Origin of the sequence: Metabacillus dongyingensis (assembly GCF_019933155.2) — a bacterium.
Classification (GTDB): domain Bacteria; phylum Bacillota; class Bacilli; order Bacillales; family Bacillaceae; genus Bacillus_P; species Bacillus_P dongyingensis.
The window spans coordinates 647,125-669,335 of sequence record NZ_CP082944.1; the positions used below are offsets into that span (position 1 = coordinate 647,125).

Genomic DNA, 22,211 nt, shown 5'->3' on the forward strand with positions numbered 1-22,211 from the left:
TTGACAGAGTTATTATTGAAATATTTCCGTGAGAAGCAGCAGGAAGTGCAATCGGAAAAATCATATGATACACAATGTCCATTTTGCAGTGTGCAGTGTAAGATGCAATTGCTTGAACAATCGATTGTCACAAGAAAAAAGTATGTGACAATTGGCAAAGACAATCCTGCTTCTGAGGGCCGTTTATGTATAAAAGGGATGAATGCCCATCAGCACGCTTTGCACAATGAACGTCTTAAATTTCCGTTATTAAAAATAAATGGTGAATTTATTCAAGTTTCCTGGGAGCAGGCTCTGGAACACATCAAAGAAAATTTTAATGAAATTCAAGCAAAAGATGGGCTAAATGCTTTATCTGTTTATGGAAGTGCATCCATTACGAATGAAGAAGCTTATTTACTTGGAAAATTTGCAAGAGTGGCTTTAAAAACGAAATACATCGATTATAATGGCCGTTTGTGTATGTCTGCAGCGGCTTCAGCTGCAACTCAAACTTTTGGGATGGATAGAGGTTTAACAAACAGCTTATCAGAAATTCCGTTCACAAAATGTATTATATTGGCGGGGACAAATATTGCGGAATGCCAGCCAACAATTATCCCTTATTTTGAAAAGGCAAAAGAAAATGGTGCCTTTATCATCGCAATTGATCCCAGAGAAACCGCGACAACGGATCTTGCTGACTTACATATGAAAGTTAAGCCTGGGAAGGATGCAGCTTTGGCTAATGGATTGCTGAAAGTGCTGATAGAGGAGGACCTTATCGACCATGAGTTTATCAGGAAACGTGTGGATAGTTTTGAGGAAGTAAAGGAGTATATTACTTCTTTGGATTTGGAAGAGATTGCTCACATGACTGGTGTTTCTGCTGATCAAATCCGTTTTGCAGCGAAAACGTTCGGGCAGGGAGAATCAGGAATGATCTTTACAGCAAGAGGTGTTGAACAGCAAACAGATGGATCTGCAGCAGTTCGAAATTTCCTGAATATTCTCCTCGTTACAGGGAAAATTGGAAAGCCTAACTCCGGTTATGGAGCTATTACGGGACAGGGAAATGGTCAGGGCGGGAGAGAGCATGGTCAAAAAGCAGACCAGCTGCCAGGATACCGCTCTATTGAAAACGATGAACACAGATCATATATTGCGAGTGTGTGGGGAATCGATAAAGGAGATTTACCAAGAAAAGGTGTCTCTGCTTATGAAATGATAGAGAAAATACATGAAGGTGAAATTACCGGAATGTTTTTAATGTGCTCAAATCCTATTGTTTCTAATCCAAATGCTGATTTTGTCAAAAAAGCATTAAAAAAATTAAAGTATCTTGTAGCTGTGGATATGTTTGTTTCCGAAACTGCAAAATTAGCAGATGTGATTTTGCCTGCTTCCTCCTATCTGGAAGATGAAGGAACGATGACCAATTTAGAAGGCCGAGTTACATTGCGGGAAGCAAGCTTTCCATCACCTGGACATGCGAAGCATGATTGGCAAATTATTTGTGAGATCGCTCGTGTCCTTGGAAAAGGCGAGTATTTTTCCTTTCAATCCGCTGAAGAAATTTTTAATGAATTAAGAGTGGCAAGCCGCGGGGGAACAGCTGATTATTATGGCATTACATATGATCGTCTAAGAAAAGAAGGAGGAATTCTGTGGCCATGTCCAGATATTGAACATGTTGGGACGAAAAGATTATTTGAAAAAGCTTTTGCACATCCGAATGGAAAAGCGGCTATGACACTCGTTCCAAACAGCCCGAATGTCCCGAAAGAAGAGCCGACTAAAGAGTTCCCATTATTTTTAACAACTGGAAGGGTTATGTCACACTACTTGACAGGGGTGCAAACAAGAAAAAGCTCATCACTGGCAGCCAGAAATTTCGAATCATTTATGGAAATTCACCCTAAAACAGCCAAGGAGTATCACATTAAAAATCATACGCTGGTGAAAATTGAGTCAAAGCGGGGCAGTATAGTAGTCCGAAGCAAATGGTCAGAAAAGATTCGCCAGGATACCATTTTTGTCCCATTTCATTGGGCAGACTCTCAAAATATCAATCTGCTTGTCTCAAAAGAATTAGATCCGGTATGTAAAATGCCTGGATTTAAAGTGAGTGCAGTAAAAATAGCGCCTCTTGTTGAATCGGCAGAATAAATCAGAAGAATAATCCTAAAACCGGCTGCTTTTCACAGCCGGTTTTGCTTTTAAAAACATACGTTTGAAAGCAATATTTTAAATTATCAAAAAAAACAATGTTAGAAAACCTTACATAATAAGTTAAGTTTATTTCTTGCTGTGATATAGTTTAAGAAACTTTCTAGGAGGAGGAACGCCAAGTGAAGAAAAAGCTAATTCTTATCGGTAATGGAATGGCCGGCGTCAGAACCATTGAGGAGGTATTGAAGGTATCAGGCGAAGAGTTTGAGATTACGATTTTCGGAAGCGAACCACATCCGAATTATAATAGGATTTTACTTTCAAAGGTCTTGCAGGGAGATACAGAAGTTAAGGATATTACATTAAATGATTGGGAGTGGTACCAAGAAAATAACATTCAATTACATACGGGAGAAACGGTCATAAAAATTGATGCGGAGATGAAGACTGTTTTTTCTGACTCAGGAAGAGTCGAACGTTATGATGAGTTGATTTTAGCTACGGGATCTAATCCTTTTATTCTCCCTATTGCAGGTGCAGATAAAAAGGGTGTTACGGCTTTTCGTGATATAAGCGATACAGATGAAATGCTTGAAGCCTCCAAGAAATATAAAAAGGCTGCTGTCATCGGAGGAGGATTGCTGGGGCTGGAGGCGGCAAGGGGACTGTTAAACTTAGGTATGGATGTCTCTGTGATTCATCTAGCGCCAAGTTTGATGGAACGTCAATTGGATCCAATAGCTGGAAAGCTTTTGCAAAAAGAATTAGAAAACCAAGGGATGAAATTTCTGTTAGAAAAGCAAACTGAAGCGATAATCGGAAATGATCGGGCTGAAGGTTTGAGGTTTAAAGATGGTACGGAAATAGAAGCTGATTTAGTCGTAATGGCAGTTGGCATCAAGCCTAATACAAAGCTTGCAAAGGAAAGCGGGCTTTCGGTAAATCGGGGAATTATCGTCAATGATTACCTGCAAACAAATATTCCTCACGTATATGCGGTAGGCGAATGTGCAGAACATGACGGAATAGCCTACGGGTTAGTCGCACCGTTGTATGAGCAAGCGAAAGTATTAGCTAAACACATTTGCGGGAATCATACAGATCCATATAAAGGATCTGTTGTATCTACTCAATTGAAAGTATCAGGTGTTAACGTATTTTCTGCAGGCGATTTTATAGAAGGAGAAGATAAAAAAGCGATCAAGGTTTTTGATGATCAAGATGGAATCTATAAAAAAATCGTATTGCGGGGGAATCAAATTGTCGGCGCTGTTTTATTTGGAGATACGAATGAAGGCAGCCGTCTTTTCTCGATGATTCAAAAGCAAGCCGATGTTTCAGGGACATCCAAAGTATCCATCCTTCAGCCTGCAGGCGAATTGGCTGGATCAAGCCTTGTAGAAAGCATGAGTGCTGAAGAGATGATATGCGGATGCAATGGAGTATCAAAAGGAACCATTGTCGATGCTATTCAAAAGCAAGGATGCTCCTCAGTTGATGAAATAAAAGCTTGTACTAGTGCTTCCCGTTCATGTGGAGGCTGTAAGCCGCTGGTTGCAGAGCTATTGCAATGCACGCTTGGAGAAGATTTTGATGCCGGCTCCCAAAAAGAAGCGATTTGCAGCTGTACAGACTTATCAAGAGATGAAATCGTCGATGAAATTAAAGCCAAAGGATTATCGCATACAAAAGAGGTCATGAACGTTCTAGGATGGAATACAGAGGAGGGCTGTTCAAAATGCCGTCCAGCTCTGAACTATTATTTAGGGATGGTAAAACCGACTGAATATAAAGATGAGAGAGAATCACGTTTTGTAAACGAGCGCATGCATGCGAACATTCAGAGAGACGGAACATACTCGGTTGTACCCCGTATGTATGGCGGTGTTACAAATGCCAAAGATTTAAGGCGCATCGCAGATGTTGTAGAAAAGTATGAAATTCCGTTAGTAAAAGTAACTGGCGGACAGCGCCTGGATTTGTTTGGAGTTAAAAAAGAAGATTTGCCAGATGTATGGAAGGAGCTGGATATGCCTTCTGGTTATGCTTACGGTAAATCCCTTCGTACAGTGAAAACGTGTGTTGGGGAACAGTTCTGCCGCTTCGGCACACAAGATTCCATGTCACTTGGTATTGCCCTTGAAAAAAAATTCGAAGGATTGCAAACTCCGCATAAAGTAAAAATGGCCGTTTCTGCCTGCCCTAGAAGCTGTGCAGAATCTGGATTCAAGGATATTGGATATATTGGCATTGAAGGCGGATGGGAACTCTATGTAGGAGGAAATGGCGGAACGCACGTACGCGGCGGAGACTTGCTGTTCAAAGTAAAAACGGAAGCAGAAGTGATGGAAATCACAGGTGCATATTTGCAATATTACCGGGAAACGGCAAACTATTTAGAGCGTACCTCCGCATGGATAGAGCGGGTTGGATTGACTCATGTTCAATCTGTTTTGGAAGATAAGGAAACATGTAAAAAGCTTAATGACCGAATGAATGAAGCTCTATCTGTCTATAAGGACCCTTGGAAAGAAATTGTAAATAATGATAAAACAAAAAAAGAATTGTTTGAGAATGTCGTTATGTCTTAATACAGCGGTCTGCAATGAAAAGGGGGAAATCATTCATGGTAAATAATAGTTTAATAAAAGTGCTGGTTTGTGCTGCTGATGAACTTCCAGAACGTTTAGGAAAAACGGTTCGTGTTGAAGGAAATGAGGTTGCGGTATTCAGATTATCTGATGGAAGAGTTCGTGCTGTCGAAAACCGCTGTCCTCATAAAGGCGGGGTGCTCACAGAAGGAATTGTCAGCGGTGAATATGTCTATTGCCCAATGCATGACTGGAAGATCTGTTTAGATGATGGCATGGTCCAGGATCCAGATAATGGCTGTGTAAAAACATATGAAACGATAATAGATGATAATGATATTTATCTTCTTTTGTAGAATGGGATCCGGTCAATGTAAATAGTATGGAGTCCAGAATCAGTTAGATACTTCTCAGAGCTGGAGGAAAAGGATGAAAAAAGGAAAAGTCTATATTGTTGGAGCTGGACCTGGTGACCCGGAATTAATTACCCTCAAAGCTGTGAAATGTCTTGCAGCAGCAGATGTCATCCTGTACGACCGTTTAGTCAATCCTGTCTTGCTGGATCATGCAAAGGAAGAAGCTGAGTTCATATACTGTGGTAAAATTCCGGGAAACCACTGTGTTCCACAAGAGGTTATTCAGAAATTGCTCATTGAAAAATCTCTTGAAGGGAAAACAGTTGTGCGATTAAAAGGCGGAGATCCATTCATCTTCGGGCGGGGTGGAGAAGAGGCAGAAGCGCTCGCCCGACTTGGCATTGCTTTTGAAATTGTGCCTGGCATAACAGCAGGAATAGCAGCGCCTGCGTATGCAGGCATTCCTGTTACCCACAGGGAGTATGGAGGTTCCTTTGCTTTTGTCACAGGTCACTGTACGACAGGTAAACCCGATAACATCCGATGGGAGTATTTAGCTAAAGGGGTTGACACGATATCCATTTACATGGGGATAAAAAATCTTCCTTATATATGCAGCCAGCTTCAATCTTGCGGTAAAAATCCCCAAACTCCAATAGCAGTAATCGAACAAGGCACGACAATGAATCAGCGGATTGTAACAGGGACTCTCGAAACAATCGTTGAAACAGTTAAAAGTGAAGCAGTCACAAATCCGGCCATGATTATTATAGGGGAAGTTGTTAATTTGTCGCAGCGTTTATCTTGGTTTTCACCAAGAAAAAGAGAGAAGGTATTCATATAAAACGGCAGCAGCTAATCAATATAAAAACGCTTAGGGAAATACCTAAGAGGTTCCGTTTTAGGAGAGCAGGCTAATTCGCAAGCGAATTAGACCTGCTATTTTTGTTGCAGTATTATGATTTTCACCGATTATGACCACTCAATTAGCTAGCGGGCAATAGTTATTGTCCAGCGAAATTTTTGTGTTAGTGTGCTATTCAACCTGTAAAACGATCCTTCTTTCTATTACGCAGTTTATTCCCAAACGTTTAATGGGATATTATTATAAATATGGGTTATTCGATTAAACGGCAGGTTAGTTGAATAATGACAAATAATTTACTCATGAATGAGTGTTGTAAGACAAGCAAAACCCCTTCAGATACATTTGAAGGGGTTTCTAAATACTATTTTTTCTCGTTGATAACGAATAAAACACCTGTGAGAATCAGGATAGAACCGATCCAAAACGTTACACCTATGTTCTCTCCCAGAATAAGCCATCCAAGTAATGTTCCAACCACGGGTTGAAAGAAGAAAAATATTCCTCCACTTGAGGCGTTAAGCATTTGTAATCCGCGATTCCAGAGTAGAAATCCGCCTGCTGTTGAAACAATACCCAAATATAAGAGTCCTCCCCAAATAGTCGGGTGAGTCAGTTCAGAGATATTAATTTCGTGTAACCGCGGCAAAACGAAAGGAGTCAACACGATTAGGGCTACTAAGATGGAATAGGTGGTTACCACAATTTGTGGATAATCACTTGGCAAAAGCTTTACAAGTACAGACATGAGTGCCCATGTTAATGCTGCAATAAGCAGTGCAATACCTCCAAGTGTGCCGGACATATTAACATCACCAATTCCGACAATGAGAAGTACTCCAATTGTCGCTAAACAAACGGAGATCCCCTTTTTTAACGTCAACCGTTCTTTAAGGATTAAGCGAGCAAAAATAACCATAAATGCTGGCGTTGAAGAAGTTATAATGGCTCCCATTTGTGCTGTGGAAAGCATTGTACCAGTTTCCTGAGCAACAATTGAAATGGTATTGCCAATGACCCCAATAGCTGCGATTAATAAGAAATAACGTTTCTCAATTCGCCAGTTTTGTCGTGTTATCAAGCCGATAACGAGAAGTGCAGCAATTGCCACTAAATATCGCATCCACACAAGTTCTAGTGGAGGTATGACCGATACTACAATTTTAACAACAACGTACATACCGCCCCAGATACTGGAAGCTAAAGTTAAATATAAAGAACCTAATAAGGTGTTTTTCATTTTTTATACCCTCCGTTTTTTAATTAGGTCGAAAATGCCCCTAACGGAGAGATGTAGTCACTTTCCCTCCACTAAGAGCAGAAGTGTGCTACTGGTACATCGTTTTCAAATAATGGAGTCCAATACATATGTTCACCCCTAGTCCATTTTTTTCTACCTGCAATTATATGTATTTTATTATAGCAAAGAATATTATGCATGCGTTATCAGGCTTAATAGGAAATTACTATACTAAGAGCAGATTGTAAAAGGAGTGTACAAAGCAGGGTGCGTTAGTTAAAGACAAATTGTGGGTTGAGCAATTTAGGACTGAGGCCATATTGTAGTTATTCTATTAAAGGGGGGATAATGGAGTAAGATTTGAATACGGATCAAAAAGCCCAGTCCTAAAGGGACTGGGTTTTAGTATGCAAAAAACACCGCTAAAAGCGGTGCGAGATTTTAAGCTTTTCCCCTGTAAACGGACCCTTAGAAAATATCTAAGTGTTTTTTTGATTTTCACCTAAATTCTACTATAGAAGAATATGCGTAATTAAAGCTAAATTTTGACTGACTTCTTACTGATAATCCACGTCTTTCTCCACGAAAACTGTGCTGATATTAAGATCGTCAATGCGGCAATTCCAACTACAGAAAAAACGGCAAATCCAGCATCATATGTGCCCGTAATTTGTTTTAAAGTACCAAGTATGTTTGGTACAAGAAATCCTCCTACACCGCCAGCTGCCCCTACAATTCCGGTAATAAAACCAATTTCTTCGGGAAATCGCTGTGGAACTAACTGAAAGACAGCTCCGTTACCCATACCAAGGAACAGCATGCCGAGAAACAGCAGAACCGTAACGGCAGTAAAAGATGATAGAACACTAACTCCAAGCATACTGATCGCAACGCCAACAAACAAGAACAATAGAAGTTTAACTCCGCCTATCTTGTCTGCGATAAATCCTCCAACTGGACGAAAGAAACTGCCTGCGATGACACATAATGTTACAAAGTCACCTGCTCTAACCCTGGTTAACCCGTATTCATCCACAAAATAGATGCTCAAAAAGCTGGTAAACCCTATAAAACCTCCGAAGGTTACACTATATAGCAGGCAGAAATACCAAGTATCCTTCATTTTAAATACATTAAAATATTCTTTGACTGGTTTAGCAGCAGGCTGTGATGGAGCGTCCTTTGCGATTAATAGATAAATGACGAAAACGATAGATAAAGGGATTAAGGCTAATCCCATTACATTATGCCAGCCAATTGATTCTGCAAGACGCGGTCCAAATAATGTTGCAAAAAGTGTACCGCTATTTCCTGCTCCAGCTATCCCCATGGCAAGGCCCTGCAAGTGGGGAGGATACCAGCGGCTGGCCATAGGAAGAGCAGCAGCAAAGCTTGCACCTGCAACTCCAAGCAAGATTCCAATCATATAAAGTTCTGCTAAACTTTCTCCTAATAACCATCCCCACAAAAGGGGAATCATTGTAACCAGCATACCGCCGATTGCTGTTTTCCGAGGGCCGATACGGTCTGTCAGAATACCTAAAATGAGCCGGAATAACGATCCTCCTAAAATTGGAATGGCCACAATCAATCCTTTTTCAGCTGGTGAAAGTCCAAAATCCTTTGTAATATAAACCCCTAATGCCCCTAATAAAACCCAAATCATAAAACTGACATCAAAATAAAGAAATGATGCAAAGAGGGAAGGGGCATGACCGCTTTTTCTCAAGTCATTTAATTTCATTATCATCTCTCCTAATTTAATTTTTTTAAATATTCACTTATTCTACTATTAGTGAATGGAGATTTCTTTATTCGTGTAAGGAAACATGACATACTTTTAGTTGGAGATGCTATTAATAAAAAAAGAGCTGCCTGCTGGCAGCTCTTTTTCAGATATCATGATGACAATCATTGATGTATAGTTAAAATTTGTAAAATCCCCAAAAAATATACGAATATCCACTAAAATATTTATCCACAATGAAAACCCATAAAATTTAAAGGGTCCACAAATTTATACACATTATTCACAGTTTAAATAGAGGTTGTCCACAATATTACTAAAAAATCTGACAATTTTACATTCAATCATATTAATATGTGTCTAATTTATATTATCCACAAAATTCACATAGGTGTTGATAACATTATCCACAGATTATCTAAGAGAAATAATAAAAAGGAGAGCGCATTAAGCACTCTCCTTTTTGTATCGTATATAAATCGTTTATTTTCCCTGACGCTCATCTGCAGCTTTAGCTCTTGCTTGAGCTGTTTTATCTGCCTGATCTGCGAGTTCAGCCGAATATTCTTCATAAACTCCATCAGATTCTTTTTTAAGATTTTTTGGAACTTGTGCTAAATCATTTTTGCTTTTGCTTCTAGAATGCTGACTGTTTGCTCTGCCCATTTTTTAGCCCCCCTGAAGTTAGCTTGAACATTCATATGTTCATTGCTTAGTTTTATCTCAACTGGAGGATGGTATGCTGGCAGTTAATGACTTGATTTGCTGTTTATGTATCCGCCTGCACGGTCAGCCATTTTAAATGCTCTTGAATAGGTTACTTCCTGTGCACCGCTTAAAGAATTGCGGGTTTTTTCGCGTTTTCTTTTATCAGCCATTTCGTTCACCCTTTCTTTTATGTGTCAGCACTATTTTTGTCATCTTTCATGAATCTCATACAAAAAAACCTGCTCAAGAAGATAAGCAGGTTTTGTATCATTATGCTTCTTTAAGATGCTGTTCCCCGGTTTCAGCGGCAGTACGCATCGTATAGAAGGTATATAGGTCTTTTGAAATTTCGTATAAGTTATAAATATCCTCGCCCTGATTGATTTCGTCGAGAAGAGGCTTTCTTGTTTCATTGGCATTTACGACATAAGGCAGCTTTTCAGCGGCTTTTGTTGAGCGAATGTTTTTCTTTCTGATGCGGAGAAAAATCCGTTCAATGTCAAGGTCAAAAAAGAGTTCATTGAAAAAAGCATCTTTAGCAGCCTGGTTATAGCCTTTTCCGTGAAATGGCTTCCCCAGCCATGTACCAAGAAACCCCGCATTGTCCTGAACATCAAATAAACTGATCGTTCCGATTGGAGAGCCCCATTCATCGAGAATGGTACGTGAAATCAATTCCCCGCGCTCTTCTGCTTCAATCGTTTGTTTGGTTAAAAATAGATATTCATCAATTGATGCAGCTTTGTGGCGCACAAAAGGGAAGACATCAGGGTGAACCATTTGATCATAGAGCGGCTGACTGTCTTGAATATCACGTTTTTTTAGCATCTGCTATCCCTCCAACCAGAGGGCAGACTTACAGACTTGTCGTGTTGAAGTCCCACCCTCGAAATTTTTTAAATTAGATAAAAAAATTTCGGGGTGGGAATCGAACCCACTAGGACCAGTTTACTGGTGGCGCACCATTTGCCTTCCCACGCATTTGCATCATTCGGTTTTTAGTAATTATTTTATTACTCTATCCTCTCGTATCATACTCGATTTTTTTTCAAAATGAAACTATTTTTTTGTTATTTTTTTATGAATTTAAGTACATTTTTTCATGCGGGAAAATGCGTATATTTCAAGAGGAAAATTCAGGTTTTTTGAAAGGCGATTTTCCCGTCAATCATTGTCAGCTCGGGCTTTGCAAGGTAGTGAAAAGGGTGGTGATTCCATAGGACTATGTCCGCGTCTTTTCCTATTTCAAGACTCCCTGTGCGATCATCAATTAACAGGTTTTTGGCAGCAGTAATGGTAATGGCTTCTAGCGCCAATTTTTCCTCAAAACCTTCTCTTACGGCGATGGATGCCACAACATTTAAGTACTGTATAGGTGTATATGGATGATCTGTTGTAATGGAGACCTCAACGCCGCGGTCTGCTAATGCCTGATAAGTAAGCCAGCTTTTATTTTTAAGCTCTACTTTGGACTTTCTTGTCAGAGTAGGACCTACGCTGACCTTTATGTTTTTGCCTATAAACTCATCTGCAATAAGATGTCCTTCTGTACAATGTTCAATTCTGAAATCAAGATTGAATTCTTCAGCAAATCGTATGGCTGAAAGGATATCGTCTGCACGGTGAGCATGAATACGTACCGGTATTTCGCGATTTAGCACTTTGCGGATGGAAATGGATCTGAAATCATCAGGCTCTTTGCTGCACTGTGCTTTGTAAAAAGCCTCTCTGAGCATCCCCATAATACCCATTCTCGTAATGGAATCTTTGTTGCCATGACTGTGAATGCGTTTAGGATTTTCCCCAAGTGCGATTTTCAAAGCGGCCGTTTCAACGACGATCATGTCCTTAATATTTACGCCATGTGTTTTAATGACAGATGTTGTGCCTCCGATCACATTTGCACTTCCAGGCATAATATGAACGGTGGTAATGCCATACTGAACGGCATCTTTAAAACCTTGATCAAGAGGATGAACCCCGTCAAGAGCGCGAATGTGAGGAGAGAGCACTTCAATGGTTTCATTGGCATCATTTCCTGCCCATCCTGTACCTTCATCATAAAGGCCAAGATGTGTATGAACATCAATGAAGCCAGGTAACAAGAATTGCTCCTTGCAGTCAATGATTTTAGTTCCTTCCGGGCATGGCAGCTGTTTGCCGATTGCCGTAATTTTGCCGCGGGAAACATAGAGATCGGATTGATAAAGTACTTTTGATGTAACGGGATAAATTGTTGCGTTCCTAAATAAAAAGCTATCCATGATAAACTCCTATTCTGGTGTCCTTATGTGGATTTTAATATGTCAGATAGAGCTTCTTCAAGCACTGAATGAGAAAATTGAAAGTTATTTTCCAGTGCGACTTTCGGAATCACCCGCTGGCCTTCGAGAACAAGCATGCTTTTTTCTCCGAGTGCCAGCTTTAAGGCGAAGCTTGGTGCGGGAACCAAATGAGGGCGGTGCAGCACTTTGGCAACCGTTTTTCCGAAATCCTTCATTTGAACAGGATTTGGAGATGCTGCATTAACAGGACCTTCAATCGATTTTTGAAGAAGCAAAAAGTGAATAAGTTTCACTACATCATTTATATGAATCCATGACAGCCATTGTGTGCCGGAGCCAACGGTTCCTCCAGCAAATAATTTATAAGGCAGTACAATAGAAGGAAGAGCGCCTTTCTCTCCTAAAATAATACCGAAGCGTGTAAATACAGTCCGAACACCAAGCTCTGATATCCTGGCTGCTTCTTGCTCCCATTTAATAACCGTTTCTGAGAGAAAGTCTGATGCTTTCGGTCGTGATTCCTCTGTAAATGTCTCTTCTTCCGATGTCCCGTAAATTCCGACCGCGCTTGCATTTATTAGCACCTCTGGCTTAGTCTCCAGGTTTTGAATGATCCTGTATACTTCACTGGTCGTTTTGACTCGGCTTTCAACAATTTGTTTTTTGGCTTCATCCGTCCACCTGTCATTTATGGATTTACCTGCAAGGTTAATGAAAGCACTTATTCCATCTAGTTCGCGTTCAGGAGCTGCACCTTCAGTCATCCATTCAATGTATTGAAGTCCGGATTTCGTACTTTCTTTTTTCGTTCTGCTCAAAATCAGCACTTGGTTTCCGTTTTCTAAAAGATAGTCAGTGAGCTTCTTTCCTATAAAACCGGTTCCGCCAGCAATCGCAATTTTCATTGTATCACTCCTTGTTATTCTCTATCCTTATATTTCAGCAATCAAACCCCGATAATCCTTCTTAATATGCTGAGAAAGATAAGTTTCTTCAAATGACGCGCCGGCGCTTACACTAAGCCTTCTAAAAGCGAAATATGATAAGATGAAGGAGAGGTGTCAATATGCCAATAATAACGAAAATTACGGCTCAAAAAAGCAGTGAAGAGCGTTTCAATATCTTTTTGAATGAGGGAAACGGCGAAAAATTCGCATTCAGTGTCGATCAGAATGTCCTTTTAAAATTCGGTCTTAAAAAAGGTCTTGAACTGGACGAGATGGAAATCCTGGAAATACAATATGGAGATTCCGTGAAAAAAGCGTTCAATAAAGCCATTGAATTTTTAGGATTCCGAATGCGCTCCGAAAAAGAAGTTGCGGACATGCTTCTGAAAAAAGAATATGCAGAAGCCGTTGTTTCTGAAGTGATGCACCAGCTGCGCCACTATAAGTATGTAAACGATGAAGAGTTTGCAGATGCTTATATCCGCACGCACTGGAAAACCGGCGGAAAAGGGCCCGGTGTGATGAAGCAGGAGCTTTCATTAAAAGGAATCAGCAAGGACATTGCCGAAAAAGCTCTTTTGCAGTATTCAAAAGAAGATCAAGTGGAACAAGCGATGGTCCACGCCGAAAAGGTCGTTCGGAAAGAATCGAAGATCTCCACTGTACAGATTAAGCAAAAAGTGGAACAGACACTTATGAGAAAAGGCTTCAGCTATGATGTCATTTCTATTGTAAAAGAAGAATTAATGTATGAAAATAATGATGAAGAAGAGTGGAATTCCCTTGTTCTTCAGGCAGAAAAACTGAAAAGGAAGTATGCCAAAGGAGCAGCACAGTCACAATATAAAATGAAAATGAAGCAGGCTTTATACAGAAAGGGTTTCTCAATTGAAATCATCGACCGTTATTTAAGCGAAGAAGAGCAGGATTGATATCCTACTCTGCAATGATTTCTGTTCTGCCGTCATCAAGACGATAAATCTTTTCTGCAATAACTGCCGGTGATTTAAGACGGGTTTTATCCTTAATGTGTTCGTTATTGTCCCAAAAGGGTGTATCCATGCCGCCCATATAAGCTCCGGCAATCGAAATGTCCGTTCCGTCCAGCTCTTTTACAAGACTTTCTGTAAAACCTCTGACGGCGAATTTCGATGCGACGTACACACTTTCGTTTACCTTGCCCCGCAGTCCGGCGGTAGAGATAATATTTAGAATTTTACCTGTACCTTTTTTCGTAAATTCTTTTATAAAAGCCTGGGTTAAAAAAATGGTGCCTTTAACATTTGTATCCAGCATTTCACTGATTTCTTCAGCAGATAATGAAGTGACGGGCCCAAAGTGGCCTACTCCCGCATTGTTAATGAGTGCAGCTGCATCGTGCTTGGTGAACAACGATGTGCATAAAGTCTCTACTTCATGCTGGTTTTGGATATTCACGGTATATGTAAAGACTTCAAGCTCCTGGCTTTGCAGCAGAATGTCTTTCGTTTGCTGAAGCCGTTCTTGATTTCTCCCGATTAAAATAATTTCATTAAAACTATTGCTGTATTGCAGAGCAAGTGCTCGCCCAAGCCCAGATCCGGCTCCTGTAATAACTATAGCTGACATTGGCTCACTCCTTCTAATTATTACTTATATTCTATACTTATTTTAAAGAAATGAGAAAGGATGATCATTTTGCAGACAAAACGATACAGTACTCTGACTGAATATGAGCTAAAAACAGAAATTGCCCAGCTGCGTGAAAAAGCTCGTAAAGCGGAACAATTGGGAATGGTTAATGAATTTGCGGTTTTAGATCGTAAAATGACAATGGCGCAAGCCTATTTACTGAATCCGGACAGCTTCTTGCCGGGAGAGGTTTATGAAATAGAAGGGGCACCAGGAACGTTTTTCAAAATCACCTATATGAATGGTGTCTTTGCCTGGGGCTATCGTCTGGAAAGCCCAAGTGAAGAAGAGGGTATTCCGATTTCAATGCTCGGTGAGAAAAAGGATGAAAACGAACCACACTGAATATTTTCATTCAGCATGATTCGTTATTCCTTAAAAATCTATGATCTTTTTCTTGTTTGTGCTTCTAAAATAATTAAGTCCTGGGTCAGCTGTGTCTGTCCATTTACCTGAGAATGTGCATGTTTAGGATTAGCCCAGGGCTGCTGAAACGGATTTTCATATCTGTTGTTATAGAACTTCTTATGGTTTGAACCCATTATAAGCACCTCCGCAAAATTTATGCAAAATCAAGAACCAATATCATTGCGTTCGCCTGATGCTCTCATTCTTTCCTGCGGGTTAGTGTTGGTCGTACCATTCGCTCTTTTTGAGGCGAAGTCATCTTTTGATCTTGGTTCTCCCTCAAACTTATTGCTGGATTGAATCGGAAAGTCTTTTGCTTTATTCCGCATGCGTATGACCTCCAATGGGTTTAAAATAGCTTCAATAACTGAAGCGTATTTATAGTATGTGATGCTGATGCTAAAACTATAAGCAAGAATCAATGCCACGAGGTGATGAAAAATGGAAACATATTATGAACGTTTAACTAAGCTGCTGATGGAAAAAAATCCGTCTTTAAGCTATGAAAAAGCCCGGACGTGGATTGAACTCCTTTGGGAGGATTTTGAAGCCACCTACGCCAAAGCTGGCGAAAAATACCGCGGAAAAAATGTAACGGAGAAAATAGTGACGCAGTGGATTACCAACTACGGTGAGCATTTGCATGAGTTTTTAGCAACAAATCCTAAATATAAACATTTATTGAATGATGATGATCATTTGCTGCATTAAAAAAGTTTGATCATGAGAAATGTTATCTTTATTGAAGGGGATAACCGAAAAATATAGATGAAAATGGGTACTGAATTTCACCGAAATTTGTACCCGTTTTTTTTGACCGATTGTAGTTCTGTTTATAAAATTAGTGGCCATCTATGAGTTCTTAAAAACGGAAAGTTAACCTGTTTGAGGACTCAAAGGGGTGCTATGAGTACTCTAAATGGGAGAGTAAGCTTGTTTGAGGACTCAAAGGAGTGGTATGAGTCCTCAAAACCGGAGAGTAAGCTTGTTTGAGGACTCAAAGGAGTGGTATGAGTCCTCAAAACCGGAGAGTAAGCTTGTTTGAGGACTCAAAGGAGTGGTATGAGTCCTCAAAACCGGAGAGTAAGCTTGTTTGAGGACTCAAAGGAGTGGTATGAGTCCTCAAAAGCGGAGAGCAGCCTTGTTAGAGGAGTCATAGGCGTGGTATGAGTCCTCAAAACCGGAGAGTAAGCTTCTTTGAGGACTTAAAGGAGTGGTATGAGTACTCAAAATCGGAGAGCAGCCTTGTTAGAGGAGTCATAGGCGTGGTATGAGTCCTTAAAACCGGAGAGCAGCCTTGTTAGAGGACTCAAAGGAGTGGTATGAGTCCTCAAAACCGGAGAGTAAGCTTCTTTGAGGACTTAAAGGAGTGGTATGAGTCCTCAAAAGCCGAGAGCAGCCTTGTTAGAGGACTCAAAGTCATGCTATGAGTCCTCAAAAGCGGAGAGCAGCCTTGTTAGAGGACTCAAAGTCATGCTATGAGTCCTCAAAACCGGAGAGTAAGCTTGTTTGAGGACTCAAAGGAGTGGTATGAGTCCTCAAAAGCGGAGAGCAGCCTTGTTAGAGGACTCAAAGTCATGCTATGAGTCCTCAAAACCGGAGAGCAGCCTTGTTAGAGGACTCAAAGGAGTGGTATGAGTCCTTAAAAACGGAAAGTAAACCTGTTTGAGAACTCAAAGGGGTGCTATGATTCCCCAAAAACGGACAGTAAGCTTGTTTGAGGACTCAAAGGCGTGGTATGAGTCCTCTAAATGGGAGAGTAAGCTTGTTTGAGGACTCAAAGGCGTGGTATGAGTCCTCTAAATGGGAGAGTAAGCTTGTTTGAGGACTCAAAGTCATGTTATGAGTCCTCAAAAACGGAAAGTAAACCTGTTAGAGGACTCAAAGGAGTGATATGAGTCCCCAAAACCGGAGAGCAGCCTTGTTAGAGGACTCAAAGTAGTGATATGAGTCCCCAAAAAACGAAAGTAAGCTTGTTTGTGGATTCCACCACCATCTATAATTCCCCGAAAAACTAAAAAAACGCCTAGATAATGAAATCAGGCGTTTTTGTTCTCCGTTTGGCTCAAGTCTTCTATTCAGGCAATAAATCCAATTTCTTTCTGAGCTTTTCCTCACTGAATATCCAGCCTGTATACGAACTGACAATGTTTAAATCCTGATCGAGCTGAACGATGGCAACAAAGGGATAATGCCCTTTGCTCCGGTAGCGCAAGTCGATAAATTTCACCTCGTAATGGTCTGTATATTCGTCAACCTCCCACCTGTAAACAGGGGAGAAAGATAAGAACGCAGAAATATTTTCATCCTGTTCAGCAGCTTGAATAACATCTGTTTGAGGTACTGGAACCCGGTCATATTCATCAAGGATTGTCAGTTCATTATTAAGTGAACGTCCCACATAATAATGGTTTTTTGAAATGATCGCGATCCGCCATTTTCTGAATTTCATCGTCGGAGAAATAATGATTTTTTCTACATCGCCATATTTCTCATGGATTTTATGAACAATTCTTCTCTTCATGATAAATCTGAGAATGTAGTACCCGAATGCAACGATAAAGACAGTTAGAAATGTATAGCCTGCAGGTGTTCCAAATATCCAAACCACAATTCCTGCTGTGTAAATCAAAAACAAGATTGGATCAAAGGTATTAATCATGCCAAGTGCGATCCACTTTTTTGAAAATGGACGAAGTGCCTGGGTTCCGTAAGCATTAAAAATATCAACAAATACATGAAGTACAACAGCAACTGAGGTCCATACGGCCAAATGCAGCAAATCAGCTCGCGGGATGATCCAGTACAAAAGAGCAGTAATTAAAACGGACCAAAGAATTACAGCAGGTATAGAGTGAGTAATCCCACGGTGATTGCGAATATATTTAGCGTTATTTCTGAATTTTAATACGGTATCAAGATCGGGAGCCTGAGACCCTGCAATGGCTCCGATCATAACAGCCTGTGCAGTCACAGGATCTGTGCCTACTGCCGGATCAAGTGTTGCAAGCCCGCCGAGAGCAATACCCATCACAACATGTGTGCCTGTATCCACCCATTAAAACCTCCTGTCACTTTCATATGATGTATAAGGTTTTCTCATCCCTTTATTTTATAGGATATATTACTGATTATTATGGTTTTTGTGAGTAGGCATGCCTGCCCCTTTTTAATTTGCGTCGAATGCTGTATGATTTTTTAGTTGACACAATCAAAGCGCAAGCGCCCGTTTAGCACCGACAGACAGATAAGAAATCACCCGAAAAGTCCGGGGTTGTATTTTTTGGGAGATTTTATTCTGGGCGCGGAGCTAGAAATCAAAGCGCAAAATTTTTATACTTTCTTAAAACTCAAATGAAAGCCTACCATCTATTTTCCCAAATTTCCTATAAAAATAACATGCGGAGGATATTTAAATATGCTCGACTCAATTGATAAAAATTTACATTCATTGAATATAGACGAATTTAGAAAAGATTTAATTTCGTGGTATTTGCTTGAGAAAAGAGATCTGCCTTGGAGACTTGATCAGGATCCTTATAAAATATGGGTTTCTGAAATTATGCTTCAGCAGACAAGAGTTGATACAGTAATTCCGTATTTTCTTGCCTTCACAGAAAAGTTCCCGACACTTGAAGCACTGGCTGATGCGGATGAAGAAGATGTTCTGAAAGCGTGGGAGGGACTTGGCTATTATTCAAGAGTACGCAACTTGCATTCGGCTGTTAAAGAGGTCATGAGCAGCTACGGGGGCATTGTACCTGATACACCTGAGGAGATCAGTAAACTAAAAGGAGTGGGTCCTTATACAAAAGGGGCCATTTTGAGCATTGCCTACAACGTGCCGGAGCCGGCAGTAGATGGTAATGTGATGAGAGTGATGGCGCGTATTCTATCTATTTGGGAGGATATCGCAAAGCCGAAAACACGCAAGATTTTTGAAAACATTCTATATGAGGTAATCTCAAAGGAACAGCCTTCAGAATTTAATCAGGCATTAATGGAGCTTGGCGCGATTATTTGCACCCCAACGTCCCCAGCATGTCTTATGTGCCCTGTCAGGGAGCATTGCCACGCGTTCCATGAAGGTGTTCAAAGTGACCTCCCTGTCAAAAGCAAGAAGAAAAAGCCTAAGCAAGTCACTATGGCCGCTGCCGTTCTTAAAGATGAAGATGGCCATTATTACATCCATAAACGCAATTCTTCAGGACTTCTCGCAAATTTATGGGAGTTTCCAAACTGTGAAACATCGATTGACATCGTCCCGCAAAAAGAACAGCTTGTGAATTTCCTGAATGATGAATATGGGACTGATGCTGAGCTTGAACCGCTTACAGGCACCATTCAGCATATATTTTCTCATTTAGTCTGGAACATTTCCGTCTATACCGGTCAGCTTAAACCTGGCAGCAGCTATAAAGATCTTGTAAAAGTGACAGAAACTGAAATGCAGAGATACGCGTTTCCTGTTTCACATCAGAAGATTTATCAGATGTCACTTCAGTAATGTTTTTGATAAAACGGGTGGGAGTGTGCAAAAAAATTTCTGGAAATTAAGTGAGTTTGCCATAATTCGCTTAATTACATAATTTACAGAGATAGGAGTTTTTCACCCGTGAACAAATTGATATGCATGCTTCATTTAAAAACACAAAACCGGCCTGATTACGGCCGATTCGTGTTAGTCATAGCTTATTTTTGTCCCGTGTGTGTAATCAGCTTCATTGCGGTTTAAACCGCCCCGTTCTTCAATTTCCTGGATGATCTCACGGTGTATTGTTTGTCCTTCGGCGTTTAAATAAAGCATCATTTGCTGAAGTCCATGATGAAAGTAAGCTAATTCATTGTCCTTCCACTCATGGATGGACATCATGGATAATTCAGTCATATCACGGCCTACATACATAAGCAATCCTCCTCTACTACTCGCTTGTCCTATTGTTTGATACAATAAAAGCAACTATACGATTAACAGCAAATAAGGAGATGTAAAAATGAACCAGAACAAAACAGCACTAATTACAGGAAGCAGCCGCGGAATCGGAAAAGCAATCGCACTCCGTCTTGCTAAGCAGGGATACAATATTGTCATCAATTATGCCAGAAGCAAAGGTGCAGCTCTTCAGACAGCAGAAGAAATTGAAGAGCTTGGCGTAAAGGCGCTTGTAGTAAAAGCAAACGTAGGAAAACCTGAAAAGATTAAAGAAATGTTTGCCGAAATAGATGAGACCTTCGGCCGTTTAGATATATTTGTAAACAATGCTGCATCAGGTGTATTAAGACCATTAATGGAGCTTGAAGAAAGCCATTGGGACTGGACTATGGATATTAACAGCAAAGCTCTTTTATTCTGTGCTCAGGAAGCTGCGAAGAGAATGGAGAAAAATGGCGGAGGAACAATAGTCAGCATCAGTTCTTTAGGTTCGATCCGCGTTCTTGAAAATTACACCACAGTCGGAGTATCAAAGGCTGCGCTCGAATCTTTGACACGCTACCTGGCAGTCGAGCTTGCATCAAAAAATATTGTAGTGAATGCTGTTTCAGGCGGAGCTGTTGATACAGAAGCACTGAAGCATTTTCCAAACCGCGAGGAACTGCTTGCTGATGCGAAAAGAATGACTCCTGCAGGACGTATGGTGGATATGGAAGATATGGTTGATGCTGTTGAATTTCTCGTTTCAGACCAGGCATCTATGATCAGAGGACAGACCATCATCGTGGATGGCGGACGTTCCCTTCTGATGTAGAAAACTGCAAAAATCAAAAAAAATTAAAACCTTTGGATATTAATTTCACCTCCGGGACATGATATATTTCGTGGAGGTGATAATCATGGCAAATCAACAACAACCAAACAAAACTCAAGCTGGCACTAACGTACAACAAGTAAGACAACAAAACGCTCAAGCTGCGCAAGGTCAACAACAATTCGGAGCTGAGTTCGCTACTGAAACAGATGCTCAACAAGTGAAAAAACAAAATCAACAAGCTGAAGCTAAGAAAAACCAAAACTCTTAATTTTAAAAACAGCTAAATAAGAGACACTTCTTCCTTGTGAGAAGAAGTGTCTTTTCTATTTTTATTTTAGCGTTGACAATCCCTTTCAACGTTTTTAATAGAGGTCAGCTGGCCCGACAATGTAACAATCTGCACAATTCTGCATCCGACAAAACCTCTTATTCCTCAACATATAAAGTCAAAGGAAAATGATTTATGAAGAAGAAAAAGTATGTGTACAAATAGGCAAGACGGAAGAGAGAGGTGTAGTTGGATTGAAAGATTTTGATCAATTAGTCGGCAGCCAGCTCCAGACGATGGAAAAGCTGCTGTGCCTGCAGTCTGAAATTGAGAGATGTCAGCAGTTAAAGGAGCAGCTGTGCAGTTTTCCGGATGAAATAAAATGCAAGGAGATTGAGTCAGAGATTGACTTTATGAAGGATGAACTGCATATGATTCAGAAAGTGTTTGAAAAGCAGACAGAAGAGGTAATTCTTTCTTATCAGGCTGTTCTGCCATTACGCAAATAAAGGCTATTTCAAGAGTCTCCCAAAACCTAGAGGGGCGGCTCTTTTATTTTCTTTTTTTTCCTGCAAACGGTATAATAGTAAAAACAATTAGTTGAAGATCTTTGCTCTTTAGCAAAGCGGCGATACGGAAAGTAGGGGAGTAAAATGGGATTTCCCAAGGAAGGAGATAACATACAAATTCATAGCTACAAACATGATGGGCATATCCACCGAATTTGGGATGAAACAACAGTATTGAAGGCTAGTCAGCATTGTATTATCGGCGGAAATGACAGGACCGTTGTGACAGAATCCGATGGCCGAACCTGGATTACCCGTGAACCTGCCATTTGTTACTTTCATACTAAGTACTGGTTTAACGTAATAGGCATGATCCGGGAAGACGGCATTTATTATTATTGCAACATAAGCTCGCCATTCGCATGGGATGATGAAGCGCTGAAATACATAGATTATGACCTTGATGTTAAAATTTTTCCTGATATGACCTATATCATCTTAGATGAAGATGAATATGAATATCACCGTAAAAAAATGAATTATCCTGATGTCATCGATCTTATTTTAAAGAGCAACCTTGAAAAATTGCTGCGCTGGATCCGACAGCAAAAAGGTCCGTTCTCAGCAGAATTTATCGATGAGTGGTATGAACGTTATTTAACACATGTAAAATGATTTGTTATCCGTTCACACTTCCTGATGTACAGCATATAGA

The 22,211-nt window shown here is 40.4% G+C and carries 24 protein-coding genes; 12 read left to right on the forward strand and 12 right to left on the reverse strand.

The features are described from left to right. From nasC to cobA, 4 genes are all read left to right on the forward strand, one after another. Positions 1 to 2,148: an assimilatory nitrate reductase catalytic subunit NasC gene (nasC, locus tag K8L98_RS03335; protein ID WP_223439697.1), complete on the forward strand. Its 2,148-nt coding sequence runs from the start codon at positions 1 to 3 to the stop codon at positions 2,146 to 2,148. A 182-nt stretch (positions 2,149 to 2,330) separates the two neighbouring features. Further along, a complete protein-coding gene (gene nirB / locus K8L98_RS03340) occupies positions 2,331 to 4,742 on the forward strand; it encodes a nitrite reductase large subunit NirB (protein WP_223439699.1) in 2,412 nt (803 codons plus the stop codon). Between the two features lie 35 nt (positions 4,743 to 4,777). After that, entirely contained in the window at positions 4,778 to 5,098 is a 321-nt protein-coding gene (gene nirD, locus K8L98_RS03345; protein WP_223439702.1) for a nitrite reductase small subunit NirD, read from the forward strand. A gap of 73 nt (positions 5,099 to 5,171) precedes the next feature. Then, positions 5,172 to 5,942 carry a uroporphyrinogen-III C-methyltransferase gene (gene cobA, locus K8L98_RS03350; RefSeq protein WP_223439704.1) on the forward strand — a complete coding sequence of 257 codons (771 nt, stop codon included), beginning with the start codon at positions 5,172 to 5,174 and terminating at the stop codon, positions 5,940 to 5,942. A gap of 385 nt (positions 5,943 to 6,327) precedes the next feature. On the opposite strand, the gene K8L98_RS03355 is transcribed toward cobA, so the two are convergent. The 7 genes from K8L98_RS03355 to K8L98_RS03385 form a co-directional block, all read right to left on the reverse strand. Next, on the reverse strand, positions 6,328 to 7,203 hold the full coding sequence (locus K8L98_RS03355) for a DMT family transporter (protein WP_223439706.1): 876 nt from the start codon (positions 7,201 to 7,203) through the stop codon (positions 6,328 to 6,330). A gap of 538 nt (positions 7,204 to 7,741) precedes the next feature. Next, positions 7,742 to 8,947 (reverse strand): NarK family nitrate/nitrite MFS transporter, encoded by a 1,206-nt coding sequence (locus K8L98_RS03360; RefSeq protein ID WP_223439708.1) that lies wholly within the window; start codon positions 8,945 to 8,947, stop codon positions 7,742 to 7,744. Between the two features lie 486 nt (positions 8,948 to 9,433). Continuing rightward, entirely contained in the window at positions 9,434 to 9,616 is a 183-nt protein-coding gene (locus K8L98_RS03365; RefSeq protein WP_223439710.1) for a YfhD family protein, read from the reverse strand. Positions 9,617 to 9,699: 83 nt separating this feature from the next. Further along, positions 9,700 to 9,828, reverse strand: coding sequence for a YfhE family protein (locus tag K8L98_RS03370; RefSeq protein WP_083328406.1), 129 nt, complete (start codon positions 9,826 to 9,828; stop codon positions 9,700 to 9,702). 100 nt (positions 9,829 to 9,928) lie between these two features. Next, positions 9,929 to 10,486 carry a GNAT family N-acetyltransferase gene (locus K8L98_RS03375; RefSeq protein ID WP_223439712.1) on the reverse strand — a complete coding sequence of 186 codons (558 nt, stop codon included), beginning with the start codon at positions 10,484 to 10,486 and terminating at the stop codon, positions 9,929 to 9,931. Positions 10,487 to 10,794: 308 nt separating this feature from the next. Further along, entirely contained in the window at positions 10,795 to 11,922 is a 1,128-nt protein-coding gene (locus K8L98_RS03380) for an amidohydrolase (protein ID WP_223439713.1), read from the reverse strand. Between the two features lie 23 nt (positions 11,923 to 11,945). After that, entirely contained in the window at positions 11,946 to 12,848 is a 903-nt protein-coding gene (locus K8L98_RS03385) for a TIGR01777 family oxidoreductase (protein WP_223439715.1), read from the reverse strand. A gap of 161 nt (positions 12,849 to 13,009) precedes the next feature. Between K8L98_RS03385 and recX the strand changes: the two genes are divergently transcribed. Further along, positions 13,010 to 13,822 (forward strand): recombination regulator RecX, encoded by an 813-nt coding sequence (gene recX / locus K8L98_RS03390; RefSeq protein ID WP_223439717.1) that lies wholly within the window; start codon positions 13,010 to 13,012, stop codon positions 13,820 to 13,822. 4 nt (positions 13,823 to 13,826) lie between these two features. Here the strand turns inward: recX and K8L98_RS03395 are convergent, their stop codons facing one another. Then, a complete protein-coding gene (locus K8L98_RS03395) occupies positions 13,827 to 14,498 on the reverse strand; it encodes an SDR family NAD(P)-dependent oxidoreductase (protein ID WP_223439719.1) in 672 nt (223 codons plus the stop codon). Positions 14,499 to 14,567: 69 nt separating this feature from the next. Between K8L98_RS03395 and K8L98_RS03400 the strand changes: the two genes are divergently transcribed. Beyond that, positions 14,568 to 14,906 (forward strand): YfhH family protein, encoded by a 339-nt coding sequence (locus K8L98_RS03400; RefSeq protein ID WP_223439721.1) that lies wholly within the window; start codon positions 14,568 to 14,570, stop codon positions 14,904 to 14,906. A 38-nt stretch (positions 14,907 to 14,944) separates the two neighbouring features. Here the strand turns inward: K8L98_RS03400 and K8L98_RS03405 are convergent, their stop codons facing one another. Next, positions 14,945 to 15,103, reverse strand: coding sequence for a YpzG family protein (locus K8L98_RS03405; protein ID WP_223439723.1), 159 nt, complete (start codon positions 15,101 to 15,103; stop codon positions 14,945 to 14,947). Between the two features lie 30 nt (positions 15,104 to 15,133). Further along, positions 15,134 to 15,298, reverse strand: coding sequence for a small, acid-soluble spore protein K (locus K8L98_RS03410; RefSeq protein ID WP_223439725.1), 165 nt, complete (start codon positions 15,296 to 15,298; stop codon positions 15,134 to 15,136). A gap of 112 nt (positions 15,299 to 15,410) precedes the next feature. Here K8L98_RS03410 and K8L98_RS03415 point away from each other — a divergent pair, with 112 nt between their 5' ends. Continuing rightward, entirely contained in the window at positions 15,411 to 15,680 is a 270-nt protein-coding gene (locus tag K8L98_RS03415; protein WP_223439727.1) for a YfhJ family protein, read from the forward strand. A 1,363-nt stretch (positions 15,681 to 17,043) separates the two neighbouring features. On the opposite strand, the gene K8L98_RS03420 is transcribed toward K8L98_RS03415, so the two are convergent. After that, a complete protein-coding gene (locus K8L98_RS03420) occupies positions 17,044 to 18,024 on the reverse strand; it encodes a metal-dependent hydrolase (RefSeq protein WP_223439729.1) in 981 nt (326 codons plus the stop codon). Positions 18,025 to 18,387: 363 nt separating this feature from the next. On the opposite strand from K8L98_RS03420, the gene mutY reads away from it, so the two are divergent. Continuing rightward, complete coding sequence (gene mutY / locus K8L98_RS03425) at positions 18,388 to 19,476, forward strand: A/G-specific adenine glycosylase (protein WP_223439731.1); 1,089 nt, start codon at positions 18,388 to 18,390, stop codon at positions 19,474 to 19,476. Positions 19,477 to 19,650: 174 nt separating this feature from the next. On the opposite strand, the gene K8L98_RS03430 is transcribed toward mutY, so the two are convergent. Then, the gene (locus K8L98_RS03430; RefSeq protein ID WP_223439733.1) at positions 19,651 to 19,875 is read right to left on the reverse strand and encodes a hypothetical protein; all 225 of its coding nucleotides are present in this window, start codon (positions 19,873 to 19,875) and stop codon (positions 19,651 to 19,653) included. An 88-nt stretch (positions 19,876 to 19,963) separates the two neighbouring features. On the opposite strand from K8L98_RS03430, the gene fabL reads away from it, so the two are divergent. From fabL to ntdP, 4 genes are all read left to right on the forward strand, one after another. After that, positions 19,964 to 20,716 carry an enoyl-[acyl-carrier-protein] reductase FabL gene (fabL, locus tag K8L98_RS03435; protein ID WP_223439735.1) on the forward strand — a complete coding sequence of 251 codons (753 nt, stop codon included), beginning with the start codon at positions 19,964 to 19,966 and terminating at the stop codon, positions 20,714 to 20,716. Positions 20,717 to 20,801: 85 nt separating this feature from the next. Beyond that, entirely contained in the window at positions 20,802 to 20,987 is a 186-nt protein-coding gene (locus K8L98_RS03440) for a gamma-type small acid-soluble spore protein (RefSeq protein ID WP_223439737.1), read from the forward strand. Between the two features lie 188 nt (positions 20,988 to 21,175). Continuing rightward, positions 21,176 to 21,496, forward strand: coding sequence for a YgaB family protein (locus K8L98_RS03445; protein WP_338037014.1), 321 nt, complete (start codon positions 21,176 to 21,178; stop codon positions 21,494 to 21,496). A 144-nt stretch (positions 21,497 to 21,640) separates the two neighbouring features. Then, positions 21,641 to 22,171 (forward strand): nucleoside tri-diphosphate phosphatase, encoded by a 531-nt coding sequence (gene ntdP, locus K8L98_RS03450; protein ID WP_133313127.1) that lies wholly within the window; start codon positions 21,641 to 21,643, stop codon positions 22,169 to 22,171. Positions 22,172 to 22,211: the final 40 nt, after the last annotated feature.

Coding starts and splice junctions, on each gene's coding strand:
- K8L98_RS03395 (WP_223439719.1), bottom strand. CDS start 14,498: ATGTCAGCTATAGTTATTACAGGAGCCGGATCTGGGCTTGGGCGAGCA.
- K8L98_RS03405 (WP_223439723.1), bottom strand. CDS start 15,103: ATGGGTTCAAACCATAAGAAGTTCTATAACAACAGATATGAAAATCCG.
- K8L98_RS03375 (WP_223439712.1), bottom strand. CDS start 10,486: ATGCTAAAAAAACGTGATATTCAAGACAGTCAGCCGCTCTATGATCAA.
- recX (WP_223439717.1), top strand. CDS start 13,010: ATGCCAATAATAACGAAAATTACGGCTCAAAAAAGCAGTGAAGAGCGT.
- ntdP (WP_133313127.1), top strand. CDS start 21,641: ATGGGATTTCCCAAGGAAGGAGATAACATACAAATTCATAGCTACAAA.
- fabL (WP_223439735.1), top strand. CDS start 19,964: ATGAACCAGAACAAAACAGCACTAATTACAGGAAGCAGCCGCGGAATC.
- K8L98_RS03410 (WP_223439725.1), bottom strand. CDS start 15,298: ATGCGGAATAAAGCAAAAGACTTTCCGATTCAATCCAGCAATAAGTTT.
- K8L98_RS03385 (WP_223439715.1), bottom strand. CDS start 12,848: ATGAAAATTGCGATTGCTGGCGGAACCGGTTTTATAGGAAAGAAGCTC.
- K8L98_RS03430 (WP_223439733.1), bottom strand. CDS start 19,875: ATGTATGTAGGCCGTGATATGACTGAATTATCCATGATGTCCATCCAT.
- K8L98_RS03365 (WP_223439710.1), bottom strand. CDS start 9,616: ATGGGCAGAGCAAACAGTCAGCATTCTAGAAGCAAAAGCAAAAATGAT.
- mutY (WP_223439731.1), top strand. CDS start 18,388: ATGCTCGACTCAATTGATAAAAATTTACATTCATTGAATATAGACGAA.
- K8L98_RS03440 (WP_223439737.1), top strand. CDS start 20,802: ATGGCAAATCAACAACAACCAAACAAAACTCAAGCTGGCACTAACGTA.
- K8L98_RS03445 (WP_338037014.1), top strand. CDS start 21,176: ATGATTTATGAAGAAGAAAAAGTATGTGTACAAATAGGCAAGACGGAA.
- K8L98_RS03355 (WP_223439706.1), bottom strand. CDS start 7,203: ATGAAAAACACCTTATTAGGTTCTTTATATTTAACTTTAGCTTCCAGT.
- nirD (WP_223439702.1), top strand. CDS start 4,778: ATGGTAAATAATAGTTTAATAAAAGTGCTGGTTTGTGCTGCTGATGAA.
- cobA (WP_223439704.1), top strand. CDS start 5,172: ATGAAAAAAGGAAAAGTCTATATTGTTGGAGCTGGACCTGGTGACCCG.
- K8L98_RS03415 (WP_223439727.1), top strand. CDS start 15,411: ATGGAAACATATTATGAACGTTTAACTAAGCTGCTGATGGAAAAAAAT.
- K8L98_RS03370 (WP_083328406.1), bottom strand. CDS start 9,828: ATGGCTGATAAAAGAAAACGCGAAAAAACCCGCAATTCTTTAAGCGGT.
- K8L98_RS03360 (WP_223439708.1), bottom strand. CDS start 8,947: ATGAAATTAAATGACTTGAGAAAAAGCGGTCATGCCCCTTCCCTCTTT.
- K8L98_RS03380 (WP_223439713.1), bottom strand. CDS start 11,922: ATGGATAGCTTTTTATTTAGGAACGCAACAATTTATCCCGTTACATCA.